Annotated in this window: 15 protein-coding genes and 1 riboswitch; of the genes, 13 read left to right on the forward strand and 2 right to left on the reverse strand. The window is 51.6% G+C overall.

The features are described 5' to 3' along the window. The first annotated feature begins 69 nt into the window (after positions 1-69). From AC3ZPD_RS19215 to AC3ZPD_RS19235, 5 genes are all read left to right on the forward strand, one after another. Positions 70-630: a cob(I)yrinic acid a,c-diamide adenosyltransferase gene (locus tag AC3ZPD_RS19215; RefSeq protein ID WP_490985889.1), complete on the forward strand. Its 561-nt coding sequence runs from the start codon at positions 70-72 to the stop codon at positions 628-630. 6 nt (positions 631-636) lie between these two features. Beyond that, on the forward strand, positions 637-1602 hold the full coding sequence (locus AC3ZPD_RS19220; protein ID WP_490985890.1) for an RluA family pseudouridine synthase: 966 nt from the start codon (positions 637-639) through the stop codon (positions 1600-1602). 81 nt (positions 1603-1683) lie between these two features. Continuing rightward, the gene (locus AC3ZPD_RS19225) at positions 1684-2043 is read left to right on the forward strand and encodes an arsenate reductase family protein (RefSeq protein ID WP_490985891.1); all 360 of its coding nucleotides are present in this window, start codon (positions 1684-1686) and stop codon (positions 2041-2043) included. 52 nt (positions 2044-2095) lie between these two features. Next, positions 2096-2983, forward strand: a complete 888-nt coding sequence (locus AC3ZPD_RS19230) for a 5'-3' exonuclease (RefSeq protein ID WP_490985892.1) — start codon at positions 2096-2098, stop codon at positions 2981-2983. Positions 2984-3024: 41 nt separating this feature from the next. Next, positions 3025-4125: a phosphodiester glycosidase family protein gene (locus AC3ZPD_RS19235; RefSeq protein ID WP_490985893.1), complete on the forward strand. Its 1101-nt coding sequence runs from the start codon at positions 3025-3027 to the stop codon at positions 4123-4125. A gap of 68 nt (positions 4126-4193) precedes the next feature. Here AC3ZPD_RS19235 and AC3ZPD_RS19240 read toward each other — a convergent pair whose 3' ends face one another. Beyond that, the gene (locus tag AC3ZPD_RS19240; RefSeq protein WP_490985894.1) at positions 4194-4496 is read right to left on the reverse strand and encodes a DUF3055 domain-containing protein; all 303 of its coding nucleotides are present in this window, start codon (positions 4494-4496) and stop codon (positions 4194-4196) included. A 262-nt stretch (positions 4497-4758) separates the two neighbouring features. Here AC3ZPD_RS19240 and AC3ZPD_RS19245 point away from each other — a divergent pair, with 262 nt between their 5' ends. Together AC3ZPD_RS19245 and AC3ZPD_RS19250 are read left to right on the forward strand one after the other, a co-directional pair. Beyond that, positions 4759-5781: an HRDC domain-containing protein gene (locus tag AC3ZPD_RS19245; protein WP_490985895.1), complete on the forward strand. Its 1023-nt coding sequence runs from the start codon at positions 4759-4761 to the stop codon at positions 5779-5781. 128 nt (positions 5782-5909) lie between these two features. Further along, a complete protein-coding gene (locus AC3ZPD_RS19250) occupies positions 5910-6869 on the forward strand; it encodes an ABC transporter permease (protein ID WP_490985896.1) in 960 nt (319 codons plus the stop codon). A gap of 170 nt (positions 6870-7039) precedes the next feature. Here AC3ZPD_RS19250 and corA read toward each other — a convergent pair whose 3' ends face one another. Beyond that, on the reverse strand, positions 7040-7975 hold the full coding sequence (corA, locus tag AC3ZPD_RS19255; RefSeq protein ID WP_490985897.1) for a magnesium/cobalt transporter CorA: 936 nt from the start codon (positions 7973-7975) through the stop codon (positions 7040-7042). A 789-nt stretch (positions 7976-8764) separates the two neighbouring features. After that, positions 8765-8902: riboswitch (SAM riboswitch) on the forward strand. Between the two features lie 130 nt (positions 8903-9032). Here corA and metA point away from each other — a divergent pair. The 6 genes from metA to thrS all read left to right on the forward strand — a co-directional run bounded on the left by metA (position 9033) and on the right by thrS (position 17126). Continuing rightward, complete coding sequence (gene metA / locus AC3ZPD_RS19260) at positions 9033-9968, forward strand: homoserine O-acetyltransferase MetA (protein WP_490985898.1); 936 nt, start codon at positions 9033-9035, stop codon at positions 9966-9968. A gap of 12 nt (positions 9969-9980) precedes the next feature. Continuing rightward, positions 9981-11198, forward strand: a complete 1218-nt coding sequence (locus AC3ZPD_RS19265) for a PLP-dependent transferase (RefSeq protein ID WP_490985899.1) — start codon at positions 9981-9983, stop codon at positions 11196-11198. Further along, positions 11195-12382, forward strand: a complete 1188-nt coding sequence (locus tag AC3ZPD_RS19270; RefSeq protein WP_490985900.1) for an aminotransferase class I/II-fold pyridoxal phosphate-dependent enzyme — start codon at positions 11195-11197, stop codon at positions 12380-12382. The genes AC3ZPD_RS19265 and AC3ZPD_RS19270 overlap by 4 nt, the downstream gene beginning before the upstream one ends. Before the next feature lie 156 nt (positions 12383-12538). Next, on the forward strand, positions 12539-13696 hold the full coding sequence (gene mqnC / locus AC3ZPD_RS19275) for a cyclic dehypoxanthinyl futalosine synthase (RefSeq protein ID WP_490985901.1): 1158 nt from the start codon (positions 12539-12541) through the stop codon (positions 13694-13696). 195 nt (positions 13697-13891) lie between these two features. Further along, complete coding sequence (locus AC3ZPD_RS19280) at positions 13892-14761, forward strand: putative sporulation protein YtxC (RefSeq protein WP_490985902.1); 870 nt, start codon at positions 13892-13894, stop codon at positions 14759-14761. Positions 14762-15188: 427 nt separating this feature from the next. Then, the gene (thrS, locus tag AC3ZPD_RS19285; RefSeq protein ID WP_490985903.1) at positions 15189-17126 is read left to right on the forward strand and encodes a threonine--tRNA ligase; all 1938 of its coding nucleotides are present in this window, start codon (positions 15189-15191) and stop codon (positions 17124-17126) included. Positions 17127-17323 lie beyond the last annotated feature (197 nt).

Genomic DNA, 17323 nt, shown 5'->3' on the forward strand with positions numbered 1-17323 from the left:
GATCCTGAACCGTCAGGGTCTTCTTTTTTGCTGATTATCCGCAAAGGATCAGGAAGGAGAGGCGAAGCGATGAAAATGTATACGCGTACCGGAGATAAAGGACACACCTCCGTCATAGGGGGAAAAGTCCGCAAGGATGACCCGCAGGTCGAGGCTTACGGCTCGCTGGACGAGTTGAACAGCTTTGTGGGCCAGGCGGCTGCGTTATGCGAAGGAGAAGCATTTGCCGGCTTACGGGAACAGCTTGTTCGGATTCAGCACGAGCTGTTCGACTGTGGGGCGGATTTGGCCTATGCCGATCCGGAGAAACCAGGATTTAAGGTGCATAACGGTTTGATTGATAATTTGGAAGCCTGGATCGACGGCTGGGAAGCAGAGCTTCCGCCGCTGGAGCGTTTTGTGCTTCCGGGGGGCTCGCTGCTTGCCGCTTCCCTGCATGTTTGCCGAACCGTATGCCGAAGAGCTGAGCGCAGGGTGGTGTCTCTGGCTGCGGAAAAAGAGACAAACGGTGAAGTGATCCGTTATGTTAACCGGCTGTCCGATTATTTCTTTACGGCTGCCCGGCTGGCCAATGTGAAAGCGGGCGTGCCGGAGACCGAATACGAGCGAAGCGGAAAGGTGTTTCGTTAAAACGTTATGACTTCCACTAATTATTATCCACCTATTGCATACCAGGTAACGGCAGCCGAAGAAGGCTGGATGCTGAAAACCGTGTTGAACCGCAGGCTGGGGGTTTCCCGCAAGCTGATGTCCCGGATTAAGCTGACCGAGCAGGGCGTCATGCTGAACGGGGAGCGGGTTTATATCAGCCAATACGTCAAAGAAGGCGACCGGATCGAAATCCGGCTGGAACAGGAAACATCCGGGGATATTTTGCCGCAGCCGATTCCCTTCGAGATTTTATATGAAGACGAAGCGCTGCTGATCGTAAACAAACAGCCGGGGATCATCGTCCACCCGACCCATGGCCATTACACGGAAACGCTGGCGAACGGCGTTGTTTATTACTGGCAGGAGCGCGGGGAACGTTTCCGCTTTCGTCCGGTCCACCGTTTGGACCAGGAGACGAGCGGCGTGCTGGCCATCGCCAAAAACGCCTACGTGCACCAGCATATCTCCGAGCAGATGATCGCCGGAACGGTGCTGAAAAAATACGCGGCGCTCGTTCACGGAACTCCGCCCGCCGAAGAAGGCCGGATCGACGGTCCGATCGACCGCGATCCGCTGGACCCGCACCGCCGCATCGTGACGGAAAGCGGGTATCCCGCTTTGACCTCGTACATGGTGCGGGAAACCTTTGCCGCCGGCTCGCTTGTAGAGCTGCGGCTGGGCAGCGGACGGACCCATCAGATTCGGGTCCATATGACCTCCATCGGTTGTCCGCTGATCGGCGACAAGATGTACAGCTATGCCGCGCTGGGCCTTGCTGCGAGGCAGCTCGAAGCCGCTGCGCAGCTGGACGCGGCAATCGGCCGGCAGGCGCTGCATGCCGAGCAGCTGGGTTTTGTGCACCCTCTCACCCGTGAAGAGGTGCTGTTCACCGCCCCGTTTCCGCCCGATATGGCGGAATTGAGGCGGTTAATAGCGGGCGGGAAGCTGTAACCTTTATAGCTTTAGCTTTATAGTTTTATAGCTGTAGCTTTTTCAGCGTCACCTTAAACTTTTTACCGGAGGAATAAAATCATGAGCCAACTTACCGTTTACCAATATCCGAAATGCAGCACGTGCCGCAGTGCCGTGAAATGGCTGCAAGCCCATGGGCACGAGCTGGAGCTCCATCATATTGTCGAAGCGCCGCCTTCTGCGGCCGAGCTTGGCCGGCTTGCCGAAATAAGCGGGCTTGAGCTGAAGAAGTTTTTTAATACAAGCGGAGAGGTTTACCGCGGACTTGGCCTTAAGGACAAGCTGCCGACCCTTTCGCGGGAAGAGCAGCTGGAGCTGCTTTCGTCTAACGGGATGCTGATCAAACGCCCGGTCGTAACCGATGGAAAACGGGTGACCCTCGGCTTTAAAGAGGATGAATTTGCCTCCGTTTGGGGCTAACGATTATGGTAAAATAGTGGAATAAGATTCTATCTGTTAAGGGGAGAGAAAATTGATCGAAAGCAAGAAAGAAACCCTGCTGCTGGTGGACGGGATGGCCTTGATGTTCCGGGCCTATTACGCCTCGGCGGTGACCGGTTATATTCGCCGGACAAAAGCGGGGCTGCCAACCAACGCCATATACGGGTTTATGCGCTACTTCTGGGATGCCGTCGAGAAATTCGGGCCGACGCACGTCGCCTGCTGCTGGGATTTGGGCAGCAAAACGTTCCGGACTCAGCAGTATCCGGCTTATAAGGGCAACCGTTCCGAAGCGCCGGACGACCTGATTCCGCAGTTCAGCGTGATCCGGGAGGTCATGGACAGCCTCGGCGTGCCGAACATCAGCTCCGAAGGGTACGAGGCCGACGACTGCATCGGCACTTTGGCGGCGGTTTACAGCCAGTCGATGAATGTCATCGTGCTGACCGGCGATCATGATATGCTTCAGCTGGTCAACGAGCGGACGAGCATTGCTATTATGAAAAAAGGGCACGGCAACTATTTTGTTTATACGCCGCAAAGCCTGTTTGAAGAGCGGCAGCTTACGCCCGCCCAGATCATCGACGTTAAAGGCCTGATGGGCGACCCTAGCGATAATTATCCAGGCGTCCGCGGCATCGGGGAGAAAACGGCGTTAAAGCTCGTGCAGGAATACGAAACCGTTGAGGGCATTTTGGCCAACCTGGACAAGCTGTCCAAAGGTATCCGCACCAAAATCGAAACCGATCTGGAGATGCTGCATTTGTCCAGGGATTTGGCGTCGATCCGCTGCAACATCGAACTGGAGTGCGACCTGGAGGCCTGCCGCTGGGAGCTTAATCATCCTGTAGTCGTAGCCAAATTCGAAGAGCTGGAGATGAAAAGCATCTGTTCCTGGATGGGAGTCGAGGCGCTTTGATATCGCGGTTCTTAACGTCTTTGATCTCCAAAAGACTCCGAATGTCCGACAAGGGGCGAAAAAGCTTAAAACTCGGCTTTTTATCGGCTGCCGTTTTGCTGCTGCTGATGTCGGCGGCGCCGGACCTCCGTCCGGCTGAAGCAGCCGGCACGATCCAGGCCGCAGTCAAAACGGTTAAAGTGTCGGGCAAAAGTTATACTGTGCGCACCGTCCGGATTCCTAAAGGAACTCCGGTAACGGTCGGGCTGGCCCAACATCAGGTCGGGCAGACGGAGGCTTTTGCTTCGATTATTAAAAGCTATAAAGCCGAAGCCGCTGTTAACGGCGCTTTTTTTAACGCCTATGGCGGTCCGGCCGATCCTTATGGCACGTTGATTCTCAAAGGGCAGATCGCCCATATCGGCCGTTATGGAACGACGATCGGCTTCCGACAGGACGGCACGGCCCTTATGGATACGCTGCGCCCCTCCCTTACAGGCAAAGTGACCGGAAGCGGCGGCAAAACGCTCAGCTGGTATGCCACCTTTATGAACCGTACGCCGGATGCGGGCGCTAACAGCAGCATTTTGTTTACGCCGGACCGGGGGACGAAGGTTGGATTCAGCGGCGGCATCGCCGTGACCGTAGAGGGCGGCAAGGTGACGCATAAAGGGACGAACACCAATGCGGCCATTCCGAAGCAAGGCTATGTTATCGTTTTTAACGGTACGGAAAAAAAGATGGCAGACCGTTTCACATTAGGCGGCACGGTGCAGTGGAAGGTGTCCTATACCAACCAGGCTGGCAAAAGCGTGGACTGGTCCGGCGTGCAGACGGCAGTTGGGGCCGGGCCGCGGCTCGTTACGGACGGTAAGGTCACGCTGAATGCGAAAGCGGAAGGGTTTAACGACCCGAAAATTCTGAGTGGCTCAGCAGCCCGCAGCGGCATTGCGATTATGCCTGACGGTTCTGTTTTGCTGGCAACGGTAAACGGGGCAACGATGCCGCAATGGGCTTCGGTGATGAAGGCTCTGGGAGCGAAACAAGCGATGAATTTAGACGGGGGAGCTTCTTCAGCTTTGTACGGCGGCAGCAAAATGTTGACCCCGGCGGGGCGGCTGCTCAGCAACACGCTTGTGTTCGGCAGCCAGGTCGGTAAATAGGCAAGGCGGAGAACTCCTTGTGGTTGGGCGTTTCGTGGCTGGGGAATGCAGGCTTTTGTTTCGGGCCGTCAGTCCGTAAAATGGGGTTCCCCCAGCACCTGGTGCAGAAAGCTGCCGAGCTCGGCTTCTTCCTCCTCGGTGAGTCCGTAAATGGAAGCCAGGTAACCTTCCTGCTCAAGGTCGTCGGAGCCAAGAATGGCCGTTTTACCGTTTTGCAGGTCAATGACGAGTTTTTTTCCGTAAAAGCGGTTTGTAGTCGTAACAGCCAAATCAAAACGTTTCATAGAGTGACCGATAAAGGTGACAAACCGGGTCGAGGTCTGCTCGGTGCCGTCGGACAGAAAATCAAGATCATGTTCGGGCAAAGTCATGGTGAATCCTCCTTTGGGCGGTAACCCCCGCGATTATAAAGCGGGCATACATATTTATATTATATCGAAAAAAGCGCTTTCGGAAAACGTGTGCTTTTCTCTGATTCCATTCTATTGACTGTCATACAAATTATGGTATTATAGTTAACAACAGTATACGTCTATCGGGGAAGCACCTCTCTTGCATGCAGGAGGGGTGCTATTTGTGTTTTCTGATAACGCGTTCCACGGAACGTATGCTGAATTTAAGGAGGTGCGGCATATGCGTATCGTGTTTTTGAACAGTTTGGAGAGAAAGCAGCAGAAAAGGGACAACCACGAGGATTCGGCCCAGGTCTGGATCGGCGAGGAGGACGGCATCTGGCGGATCGGCTGGGATGAAGAAAACCCAGCAGGTACAAAAGGACACATTTGGTATGAAGGGGAATCCTGGTCCGAAATGCTCAGCCACTACCGTTATCAGCTGGCCGTAAAACTGGCGGACGGATTCCGGCCGGTGATCAGCGGGATTTTTCACGAAGACGAAGGTCCGAAAGGGATGTCGACGCAAAAGCTCTACTGCTACAGCGAGGTGAACGGCAGCGAGGAAATATACGCGGAGCTGGCGTCCTGGCGCCGGCAGAAAGCGGCGGCTGCAAGCAGGGCCCCTTATCTGATTGCCAGCAACCGATTGCTCCGGCTGCTCAGCGCTTTTTTGCCGAAAACGATCGATGAACTGGTCCAGCTGCCGGGGGTAGGGGAAGTCAAGGCTTCCGAATATGGGGAGGAAATGCTCGCGATTACAGCTAAAGCAGAGCGGGATTGGTCTTTCCCTTTGGATTGGGTGGAACAGGAGCTGGACGACGAAACCTTCCGGTCCTGGACTTATAAACAGAAGGAATTCCGTTTTAAAGCCGAAATGGAACGCTCCGGACTGCGGAAGCAGCTTTTAACGGGCATTCGGCAGGGATATAACCTTGAACAGATTCAGGAGACAACGGGCTTGTCCCGCCGAGACACCATTGAACAGCTGGAACAGCTCGAGAAGGAAGGTTACGATACGGAGGCGCTGGTCGAACAGGAATTGTCCGGGCTGCCGCTTGAAGAGCAGACGACGATTTGGAAGGCCTACCTGGAATTGGGGGACACGCTGCTGAAGCCGGTTATGCAGAAGGTATACGGGTCTGAGGCGATGCAGCAGGGGAACGGTGAACTGGAACGCCGGTATGAATGGCTGCGTCTGGTCCGGATCCGCTACCGCCGGGAAGGGCAACGGTCAAGAACAGATCAGGAAAAAGCGATATAAACCTTGACGTTCCATCGTTCAGAACGCTGAAATCAAATACTAATAACCATTATTAATTTATTTGATAATATTCAAACAAATCTTCTATGGTAGAATGGAAAAAATAATTTCCAACCAGGAGGATTCCAATGTGGGTTTATCTCATCCGCCGCAGCATTCATTCTTTGATTGTATTATTTATTGTCATGAGCATTTGTTTTTGTGCGATGCGGCTTATGCCGGGGAGTTACTGGGTGCAGAGCATAGGGATGACGGAAGAACAACTCAATTTTGCAAAGGAGCAGAAACATTTATTCGGACTGGATCTTCCTATCTATCAGCAATATATCCGGTGGGTGAAGGAACTCCTGCATGGCAACTTTGGACTTGATTATGAGAACTCTCCAATCAACAGCTACATTTGGGAATATGTCCGGAACAGTTCGATCCTGCTCGGATCGGCATTTATCTTCGCTTTAATCATAGCGGTGCCGTGGGGAATATACAATGCTGCAAGACAGGATGGACTATCCGATAAACTGGGCCTTATTCTGAGCCTGGTGGGTTATTGCATCCCGATATTTGTGCTGGGGCACTGGTTGCAGGACTTATTTGCTTTTAAATTATTCTGGTTACCGCCGAGCAGCATGCACACGCCGTCCAAAGTGGGAGAGTTGAGCGATCTGCTGTATCACATGGTTCTTCCCGTAGCGACGATCACGATTGGCCTGGTTGCCTATTATTTAAAAATGGTTCGTACCAGCATGGTGGAGGTGCTTCCCTCCCAATTTCTGATGACCGCCCGTGCCAAAGGCGTATCCGAAAGAAAGGTGACTTATCATCATGCGTTCAGAGTCGCGTTAATCCCTGTGATCACCATTATCACTATGGATTTACCGGTCCTGATATCGGGTTCGGCCGTTGTTGAAAATGTATTTAACTGGGATGGCCTTGGAACCTTGGTCGTACGTTCGGCCCGGTCCAGAAATCTTCCCGTATTGCTTATCAGCATTCTGATTGTTTCCGTCTTTGTCGTGGTAGCCAATTTTGTGGCAGACCTGTTGTACAAAATGTCGGATCCCCGCGTGAAGCTCACCAAAGCTGAGTGAGGGTTAAAGGATAGTATGAAAAATGAAATTAGCTCCAAGAGGACTTGTATTTGCGGCAGTAATTGAAAGCTATAAGATCCCAAAAAAAACAAGGGCGAAATCCAGACTCCGGATGATTTCCGGGGCCGGCTTCGCCCTTGCCCTGACATATAAGGATAAATGCTATGTTTTCAGATCCAGTCTTTTTTCCGGAACAGGTAAAACATCCCGAGGCCTAACGTCAGCATGATGCCCAGCACGATAAAATACCCGTATTCCGTATGCACCTCAGGCATATTGTCGAAGTTCATTCCGTAGATGCCGGTGATGAGCGTCAGCGGGATAAAAATCGTCGTAATGGCTGTAAATACGCGCATGATTTCGTTTGCCCGGTTGGCGATACTCGACTGGTAAGCTTCTCGTAAGTTGCCCATCAGCTCTCGGAACGTATCAAAGTTCTCGGAGATTTTGACCGCATTTTCGTAAATATCGCTGAAATATTTCTGCAGCTGATCGTCGATCAGGCGCAGGTCTTTTTTATTAAGGACGTTGATGACTTCCTTTTGCGGACCGAGCATTTTCTTCAACCACAAAATTTCGCTTCGCAATCCGATAATTTCATTCAAATGAGAGCGTTTGGTATGAACGAGGATGTCTTCTTCCAGCTTCTCGATTTTATCCTCGATCCGGTCGCCAACCAGAAAATAATTGTCGACAACAAGGTCAATGAGCAAATAAAGAAAACGGTCCGGCTCGCTGACTTCCTGCTCCCATAAGATAGGTTTAATGGCGCGCAGCTCGTTCAGCTTCTGTTTCGTAACCGTAATAATGAAATGACGGCCCAGAAACACGTTTAGTGCCCGGAGAAAAATTTCCTCATCATCAAAACGGATGCTGTTAACCACGATAAAATAATGGCTTTCGTAAATTTCAATCTTTGGCCGCTGCTCCTCTTCGCTCAGACAGTCTTCCACCGCGAGATCATGCAGCCCAAATACGGGCTGAAGCAGCTCCAAATCTTCCGTGTCGGCATCGATCCAGTAAAAACCTTCAGCCGGTGCCGCCAGTGTTTCCTCAAGGCTCTCCACGATCGTGAAAACGCCTGCGTTCACATGGCGAATTTTCATCTGATTCACTCCTTTGTGGTTCAACACAGGAGCTTCAGCAGCCGGCTAATTTAGACAGCATTGAATAAAATGCCGGTAAACGAAAGAACCCCCTACTTCCGTGAGCATTCTGCCGAAAAGATCCTGTGCGGTTGTAATTGCCCTTGGGGATTTGCTCTGCGGACTAGAGTCGCCTTCCATTACCGGTTCACCTCTTCTTCAATCCAGACTTTTTGCACTTGTCTAGTATAACGCCGGGTTATGAAAATTTTCAAGCGAAATCCTGCTTGCCGGAGCTATAGGGCAGCATATGGCAATAAACTGCTGAAGGTGCCGAGTTGGCGGGTCATTTTTTGGGTTGGGTCATCCTTGAAAAGCAACTTGGCCGATATTTTAAAATGAAAAATTTTGAAAATGGTCAAAGATTAACATAACCGGTTTTTACTACTTTCATTTGTGGTTCCCTGAGGAAAGAAGTTATTTTAGGATGACCCAATCAGCGAAGACGTATGTTTATTTTTCCGCTATTCAAGAGAAGAGGGGGAAAAAGAAAAAAAGCCTGCTGCAGCCGAAGCAGCAAGCAAGCTTTTTCTAAGTGGAATCGACCTGGATCTATTTACACGGGTTGTTTGTGACAGGAATTTGCTCCGCAAATAAATTTGTGTATGGGCTCTTGCCTATTGCCGCAGGTTATGTATAATGAGCATATAAGTTAAGTTTTTAACGAATTATTGCTCATCTGAGCGAGGCAAATTCTTATAAAAACTGAATAAGGCAGTTTGTTCATTTACAGCTGCCGACCGATGTTTTTTCTTATCAAGAGTAGGTGGAGGGACTGGCCCGATGAAACCCGGCAACCGGCGAGCGATCGCACGGTGCTAATTCTTGCGGAACTTTTGGAGCGTTTGCTTAAGGCAGCGAATCCCGGAAGTCTCTGAGAGATGAGAGAGGCGCATACACTATGACATGATATGACCTTTCTCGATTTAAGAGGGAGGTCATTTTTGCTATATGGCCCGTCTTTCTTCCATAAGATTAAGATTGCCGCTCGAACCATGCAGAGGAGGATTGAACAGCTATGCCGATTAAGGTACCCGATTCATTGCCGGCCAAAGAAGTGCTGGCGAACGAAAATATTTTCGTGATGGATGAAAGCCAGGCGTTCCATCAGGATATCCGTCCGCTGCGGATCGCCATTTTAAATCTGATGCCGACCAAAGAGACAGCGGAGGAGCAGCTTCTGCGCCTGCTGGCGAATACGCCCCTTCAGGTGGAATTCGTGCTGCTGCATCCCAGCTCGCATACTTCCAAAAATACTTCAGTCGAACATCTGAAGCAGTTCTATAAGACGTTCAGCGAAGTGAAGCATCTCCGGTTTGACGGCATGATCATTACCGGTGCTCCGGTGGAGCAGCTGGAATACGAGGACGTCAATTACTGGAACGAAATTCAGGAAATTTTCGACTGGACCGAAACGCACGTCACTTCAACCATGCATATTTGTTGGGCCGCCCAGGCGGGGCTGTACCATCATTTCGGCGTGCCGAAGGTTTCGCTGCCGGAGAAGTGTTTCGGTGTGTTCGCGCATCACATCAACATTCCGAACACCAAACTTCTGCGGGGTTTTGACGAACAGTTTTTTGTTCCGCATTCCCGCCATACCGAGGTCTTAAAATCGGATCTTGTTAAAATTAAAGAACTTGACGTTTTGTCCGAATCCGACGAAGCGGGCGTGTATATTGCGGCAACGAAGGACGGGAAACAGATTTTTGTGGCCGGCCATCCGGAATATGATCCCTGTTCGCTAAAATGGGAGTATGAGCGAGATGTCGCCAAAGGGATGGACGTGGCGCTTCCGGTGAACTATTTTCCGAAAAACGACCCGACTCAAACGCCAAGATCGTCCTGGCGGGCCCATGCAAACCTCTTGTTTGCCAATTGGCTGAATTACTACGTGTACCAGGAAACGCCTTTCGATATCGATACCGAAGTCAGTTACGAATATCACATTTAGGGGGAAGCAGACATGGCAGAACATCAAGCGGAAAACAAGGCAGGCAGCCCGAACGGGAAACTTAGAATCGAAAGCAGGCTGGCGCAAATCGGCTCCATGGAGGAGCCGGTAACCGGGGCCGTTACTTATCCGATTTACCAGGCGACGGCATATCGCCATCCTCGGCTTGGACAAAGCACGGGTTTTGATTATACGCGTACTAAAAATCCGACCCGGGCCGTATTGGAAAAAGCGGCTGCCGACCTGGAATCCGGCGATGCCGGTTTTGCCTGCAGCTCGGGGATGGCGGCGCTCCAGACCCTTTTTATGCTGTTTAGCTCCGGTGATCACCTGATCGTGTCTCTGGATTTGTACGGAGGAACATACCGGTTGTTTGAAAAAATTCTCTCCCGTTACGGCATTACGGCCACGTACGTGGACACCAATGATCTGGACGCGCTGGAAGCGTCCCGCCGTCCGAACACGAAAGCCGTTTTTATTGAAACGCCTACCAACCCGCTGATGATGGTTACGGATATCGCCGCTGTTTCCGCATGGGGACGCCTGCATGGGCTGCTGACGATTGTGGACAATACGCTTCTGACCCCTTATTTCCAGCGTCCTATCGAATTAGGCGCGGACATCGTAGTACACAGCGCTACGAAATATTTGGGCGGACACAACGATGTGCTTGCGGGACTGATCGTCTCCAAAGGCGAGAAGCTGTCTGAGGAAATTGCCTTCCTGCACAACTCCATCGGGGCCGTATTGAGCCCGAACGACAGCTATCAGCTGATGAGGGGCATGAAAACGCTGGCGCTCCGCATGGAGCGGCATGAGAGCAATGCGACGGCGATCGCGACCTTCCTAAGCACTCACCCGCAGATTGCGGAAGTGTTTTATCCGGCGCTGCCGTCCCATCCGGGACATGAGCTTCAGAACCGGCAGTCCTCCGGCAATACGGGAATTTTCTCTTTTAAAGTAACGGATGCCCGGTACGTCGAGCCGATTTTGCGCCATTTAAACCTGATCGCTTTCGCGGAAAGCCTTGGCGGCGTGGAATCGCTGCTGACTTATCCGGCCGTGCAAACCCATGCCGACATCCCGCTGGAGATTCGCGAAGCGGTTGGTGTCGACGACCGTCTGCTGCGATTCTCGGTCGGCATCGAACATCCGGACGATTTGATTGCGGACCTAGCCCAGGCGCTTGAAGCGGCACGAGCAGAAGTGGAAGGGGGACGCCAATCATGAGTAAACCAAACGGCAGCGGCAGTCTGGGCGTTGAGCAGAAACAGCCGGAACTGAGCTTTGATACGAAACTGCTTCATTTTGGAGCGGAAGTGGACGCGGCTACGGGCGCTTCCAGCGTTCCGTTGTATCAGGCTTCGACGTTTCATCATGAGGATATTTTTAATCCTCCCCAGCATGACTACACCCGGTCGGGCAACCCAACCCGGCAGGCGCTTGAAGATTACATCGCGCTGCTTGAAGGCGGCACGAACGGATACGCTTTTCCGAGCGGCATGGCGGCAATCTCCGCAGCGTTTATGATGTTCTCCGCAGGCGACCATCTCATCGTTACCGAAGATGTTTATGGCGGAACCTACCGCCTGTTAACCGGTATTTTAAACCGGTTCGGGCTGGAGGCTTCTTTTGTGGATATGACAAACGTCGATGAGGTAAAAGCGGCGCTGCGTCCGAATACCAAAGGCATTTATATCGAAACGCCTTCCAATCCGACGCTGAAAATTACGGATATCGCAGCCCTTGCCGCTTGGTCCAAGGAACAGGGACTGATCAGCATGGTGGACAACACCTTTATGACGCCTTATTATCAGCGTCCGATCGAGCTTGGCATAGACATCGTTCTGCACAGCGCGACTAAATTTCTCGGCGGGCACAGCGACGTGCTGGCCGGGCTGGCTGTAACGGCCAATGAAACGCTCGGACGGCAGTTAAAATATTTGCAAAACGGGCTAGGCACCGTGCTTGGCGTCCAGGATTCCTGGCTGCTGATGCGCGGCATGAAAACCTTGTCCGCCCGGATGGCGCACAGTGAAATCAGCGCCCGCAAGCTGGCGGATTGGCTGAACGGACGCAGCGATATCGATGCGGTCTTCTACCCGGGGCTGAAACATCATCCGGGCCGCGAAATTCAAGAGCAGCAGTCGACCGGTTACGGCGCGGTGATCTCCTTTGACGTAGGCTCCGGCGAACGTGCCAAACGCGTGCTGAATGCCGTCAAGCTGCCGATCGTGGCCGTAAGTCTTGGCGCGGTGGAGAGTATTTTATCTTACCCGGCGATGATGTCGCATGCCTCAATGCCGGCCGAGGTTCGTTTGGAACGGGGCATTACGGACGGCCTGCTGCGCTTCTCCGTCGGACTCGAAAATATAGAAGATTTAATCGCAGACCTGGAACAGGCGCTTGCGTAAGAATAAGTCAATTTTTAAATATGTGAACTGAATGAGACATTTTTCACAATTTTCCCGCATCCGGCTATCCGGGTGCTTCTTTTCTTTAGGCTAGTATGTTAGGATGAAAGAAAGGAACGCCCCGAGTGACGATCCAGAACGCCTGAAAGTTTATAAATGGAAGGGGGCTGCTTCAAAGTGGCTATTGATTTTATCCTTGAGAAAGCCTTGCGCGGGGAACGCGTAACGCTTGAGGAAGCAACCGCTTTGTTTGAGTCTAACGAAATTGAGAAAATGGGCCACACGGCCAACATTTTGATGGAAAGACGTTACCCTGAGAAGATTACGACATTTGTTATCGGTCGTAATGTCAATTATACCAACGTTTGCGACGTGTACTGCCGTTTCTGTGCTTTTTACCGCAGACCGGGATCCGATGAAGGATACGTACTGTCGGACGAGACGATTTTTCAGAAGATACAGGAAACCATTGACGTAGGCGGTACGGAAATTCTGATGCAGGGCGGTACCAACCCGAACCTGCCTTTCAGCTATTATACGGATTTGCTGCGCAATATTAAGAAAAGATTCCCGGACATTACGATGCACTCCTTCTCTCCGGCCGAGATCCAGAAGATGAAGGTCGTTTCGGACGGCTTGTCGCTGGAGGAAGTGATCCGCCAGATTCATGAAGCGGGACTGGATTCCCTTCCCGGCGGCGGAGCTGAAATCCTCGATGATCGGACCCGCCGGAAAATCAGCCGGCTTAAAGGCTCCTGGACGGATTGGATGGACGTCATGAAGACGGCTCACAAAATCGGCATGAATACGACGGCTACGATGGTTATTGGCCTCGGTGAAAGCATGGAGGAACGTGCGCTTCACCTGATGCGGGTGCGCGACGCCCAGGACGAATGCATTCAAAACGGCTACAAATCCGAAGGGTTCCTGGCTTTCATTCCTTGGACCTTCCAGCCGGATAACACCAACCTGAAGCTGGAGCGCCAAACGCCTGAAGAATATTTGAAAACTGTTGCAATCAGCCGGATCGTGCTGGATAACATCAAACACTTCCAGTCCTCCTGGGTAACGATGGGGCCGGAAATCGGCAAGCTTTCCCTGCAGTACGGCTGCGACGACTTCGGCAGCACGATGATCGAAGAAAACGTTGTTTCCTCGGCAGGAGCAACCCATAAGGTTAATATTTCGTCTACGCTGGATATTATCCGTCAGGCCGGCAAAATTCCGGCACAGCGCAATACGCGTTACGATATTTTGCGCGTGTTTGATGATGTGAATGCGAAAGTAGAAAATGACTTTATTATGCAGAACTAATTCATCTAATCTAATCAATCCAATTCTTATAATTTTTTAATGGCAATTATTGCATATGACTTGCGCCGAAGCCCCCGCCAAACGGGGCTTTTTTTTGGCCGCCGGCAGCTTCCATCCATTACATAGTCCCGATTTGTATACATGCCCCATCGTCGCCATATACTTGTTTGGAGGACTCGAGGAAGGGGCGATAAGATGCAGTTATTTACCATTACCACATCGGTTGATTCCCGTTTGGCTGCCGAACAATTATGCAAGACGTTTCAGGCGGAAAGCGAAAAATTGAGTCATGGACGAAATAACGCCGTTTATTTCCGGTTTGGTTACACTCACCGCAGAGTTAACGTAGAGTGTATGAGCAGTAATCCTGCCTTGCCGCCGAGAACGGTGAAGGGGTTAAAATCAAAAGCGGCCGAGCTGGTCACGGAGCATGTTTTGCGGGATAAAGAACCTGTCCTGCTGAGAAAATGGCTGGGCAAACATTATTCCCTACATAAACATGAGGATGTGCCGATGATCGTTGGCATTGCTTTGCAGATTTTGGATGGATTATCGGAATACGAAGTGCACATGAAGGGCCGCGAGCGGAGAGTGGCGGAGATCTACAGCGCTTTTCTGGAGGAGCTTATGGCTTCCGGAACCGTTGATATTGACGGCTGGCTTTCGTTCCGGATGCCGGCGTATGAAGATGAATTAAAGGATGCGCTGGATTTGGCCGTGGATGAATATTTACTGGACAAGCAATACGAGGAGTTTATTGGACTGCTGAAATATTTTGTCCAATTTCAGGATATCCGGATCCCGGTCATTCATTTGAAGCACGTGGAAGGCATGGAATTTGAGCTGCTGGACGATCAGATGCATCCGCTGAGCCCGCTTCCCTATGACGACGGCATTACCGTCAAAATGGCGGATCTGGAGCTCCAAATGGAGGATGCGGTGGTTAGCTCGCTGATTTCGCTCTCTCCGGCCCGGATCATGATTCACACGCAGGAGCCGGAGCTGCGGATGATTGTAACCATCCAGGAAATATTTGGGGAGCGGGCTCAGCTCTGCAGCGATTGATCAGGGCTTGACGCGCTTTTAAAATAAAGCTTATAATATTTGCAGAATTTCAAAACGAACAGCGAAGACAAAGACACGAATCAGATGTCATGGAGCCGTACAGAGAGAGGGAACGACAGGCTGCAATTTCCTCCGGACCTCCGGTTTGATTTACCCCTTTGGAGCTGCATTTCTGAACGGCTGCCCTTCTTTTTACAAGAGGGAAGAAGCGAAGTAGGCATTGCCGGAACCATTCCCGTTATGAATGGCTTAATGAAGGGCCGAAACCGCTACTTATAATCGTATAACGATTATGAGCGGATGGACTGGCTGAATTAGGGTGGAACCACGGGTATAACACTCGTCCCTTTCCGGGGGCGGGTGTTTTTTGATTTGTTCTCCGCTTCCGAACATTATATCAAGAACTATTGAAACAGGAGGAGACAGCATGGCAGTATCAATCAAATTGCCTGACGGCTCAGTCAGAGAGTACGCGGAAGGCAGCACTTTGGAAGATGTAGCGGCTTCGATCAGCAGCGGCCTGCGCAAAAACGCCGTAGGCGGCAAGCTGGACGGAAAACTGGTGGACCTGAACACGCCTGTCGTAGACGGAGCTTTGGTGGAACTGGTAACCTTGGACTCCAAGGATGGCCTTGAAATGATGCGACATAGTACAGCCCATTTGCTGGCGCAAGCCGTAAAACGGCTGTACGGCAACAAGGAAGTCAAACTTGGGATCGGGCCTGTTATTGAAGACGGCTTTTATTATGACATGGATCTTGAGCATCCCCTGAATCCTGAGGATCTCCAGAAGATCGAGAAGGAAATGGAACGGATCATTGGCGAAAATCTGCCGATCACCCGCCGCGAAGTGAGCCGGGAAGAAGCGCTGGCTATTTTCACAGAGCTGGGTGATCCGTATAAGCTGGAGCTGATCCGCGATCTGCCTGAGGACAGCGTGTTGTCCATTTACGATCAAGGCGAGTTTTTTGATCTTTGCCGCGGGCCTCATGTTCCGTCGACCGGCAAAATCAAAGTGTTCAAGCTGCTGAGCGTGGCCGGCGCTTACTGGCGCGGCAACAGCGACAATAAAATGCTGCAGCGGGTATATGGCACCGCTTTTATTAAAAAAGCGGACCTGGATGAGCATCTCCGCCTGCTCGAAGAAGCGAAGAAACGCGACCACCGCAAGCTCGGCAAGGACCTGAAAATCTTTACCTTCTCCAACCTTGTCGGCCAAGGACTGCCGATCTGGCTGCCGAACGGCGCGAAGCTGCGCCGGACTTTGGAGCGTTACATCGTGGATCTCGAGGAACGTTTGGGTTACCAGCACGTTTACACCCCGGTGATGGGGAACGTGGACCTGTATAAAACATCCGGACACTGGGAGCATTATCAGGAGGATATGTTTCCGGTCATGGAGCTCGACAACGAAAGTTTCGTGCTTCGCCCGATGAACTGCCCGCACCACATGATGGTCTACAAAAGCGAAATGCACAGCTACCGCGACCTGCCGATCCGGATTGGCGAGCTTGGCCTGATGCACCGTTATGAAATGTCCGGCGCCTTGACCGGCCTGCACCGCGTTCGTTCCATGACGCTGAACGATGCCCATATTTTCTGCCGTCCGGACCAGATCAAAGAGGAATTCTCGCGTGTAATCCAGCTGATTCAGCGCGTTTACGAAGACTTTGGCATTAAGGAATACCGCTTCCGGTTGTCCTACCGTGATCCGGCGGATACGGAGAAATATTTCCCTGACGACGAGATGTGGGAAATGTCCCAGCGTATGCTGCGCGAGGTTGTGGAATCGCTGGATATTCCGTTTTTTGAAGCGGAAGGCGAAGCCGCATTCTACGGTCCTAAGCTGGACGTCCAAATCAAAACCGCACTCGGCAAAGAAGAAACATTGTCCACTTGCCAGCTGGACTTCCTTCTGCCGCAGCGCTTCGAGCTCGAATATGTGGGCGACGACGGCCAGAAGCACCGCCCAGTCGTTATTCACCGCGGCATTATCTCCACGATGGAGCGTATGACGGCATTCCTGCTGGAGAACTTTGCGGGCGCGCTTCCGCTTTGGTTGTCTCCAGTCCAGGCGAAGGTGATTCCAGTATCCGGGGCTTTCGAAGCTTATGCGAAGGAAGTTACCGAAAAACTTCAGGAAGCGGGCATCCGCGTAGAAGCCGATCTCCGCAATGAAAAGCTGGGCTACAAGATCCGTGAAGGCCAGCTCGAAAAAGCTCCGTACATGTTTATTGTCGGTGAAAACGAAATGAACGAAGGGACCGTCTCCGTGCGTAAACGCGGCGAAGGCGATATCGGCGCAAAATCGTTGGCGGATGCCCTGCAGCTGCTGCAGGAAGAGATTCGCAGCCATACGATTTAAGATTTTCATAGATTCGGTTAGCGTATAAAATTTGGCGTATGTGGACATCCTTGCGATTAAGGGGGAGGATTTCACATGCGCCATTTTAAATTTTGGAAAAAACTGATTTTGATTTTGATAGCATTGGGATTGGTTTTTAATAGTTTTGAAGGCAAGGATACCGCAGCCGCGTTCGGTTCTTTTTCATTCAACCAAAA

The organism is Paenibacillus mobilis, from assembly GCF_058267595.1.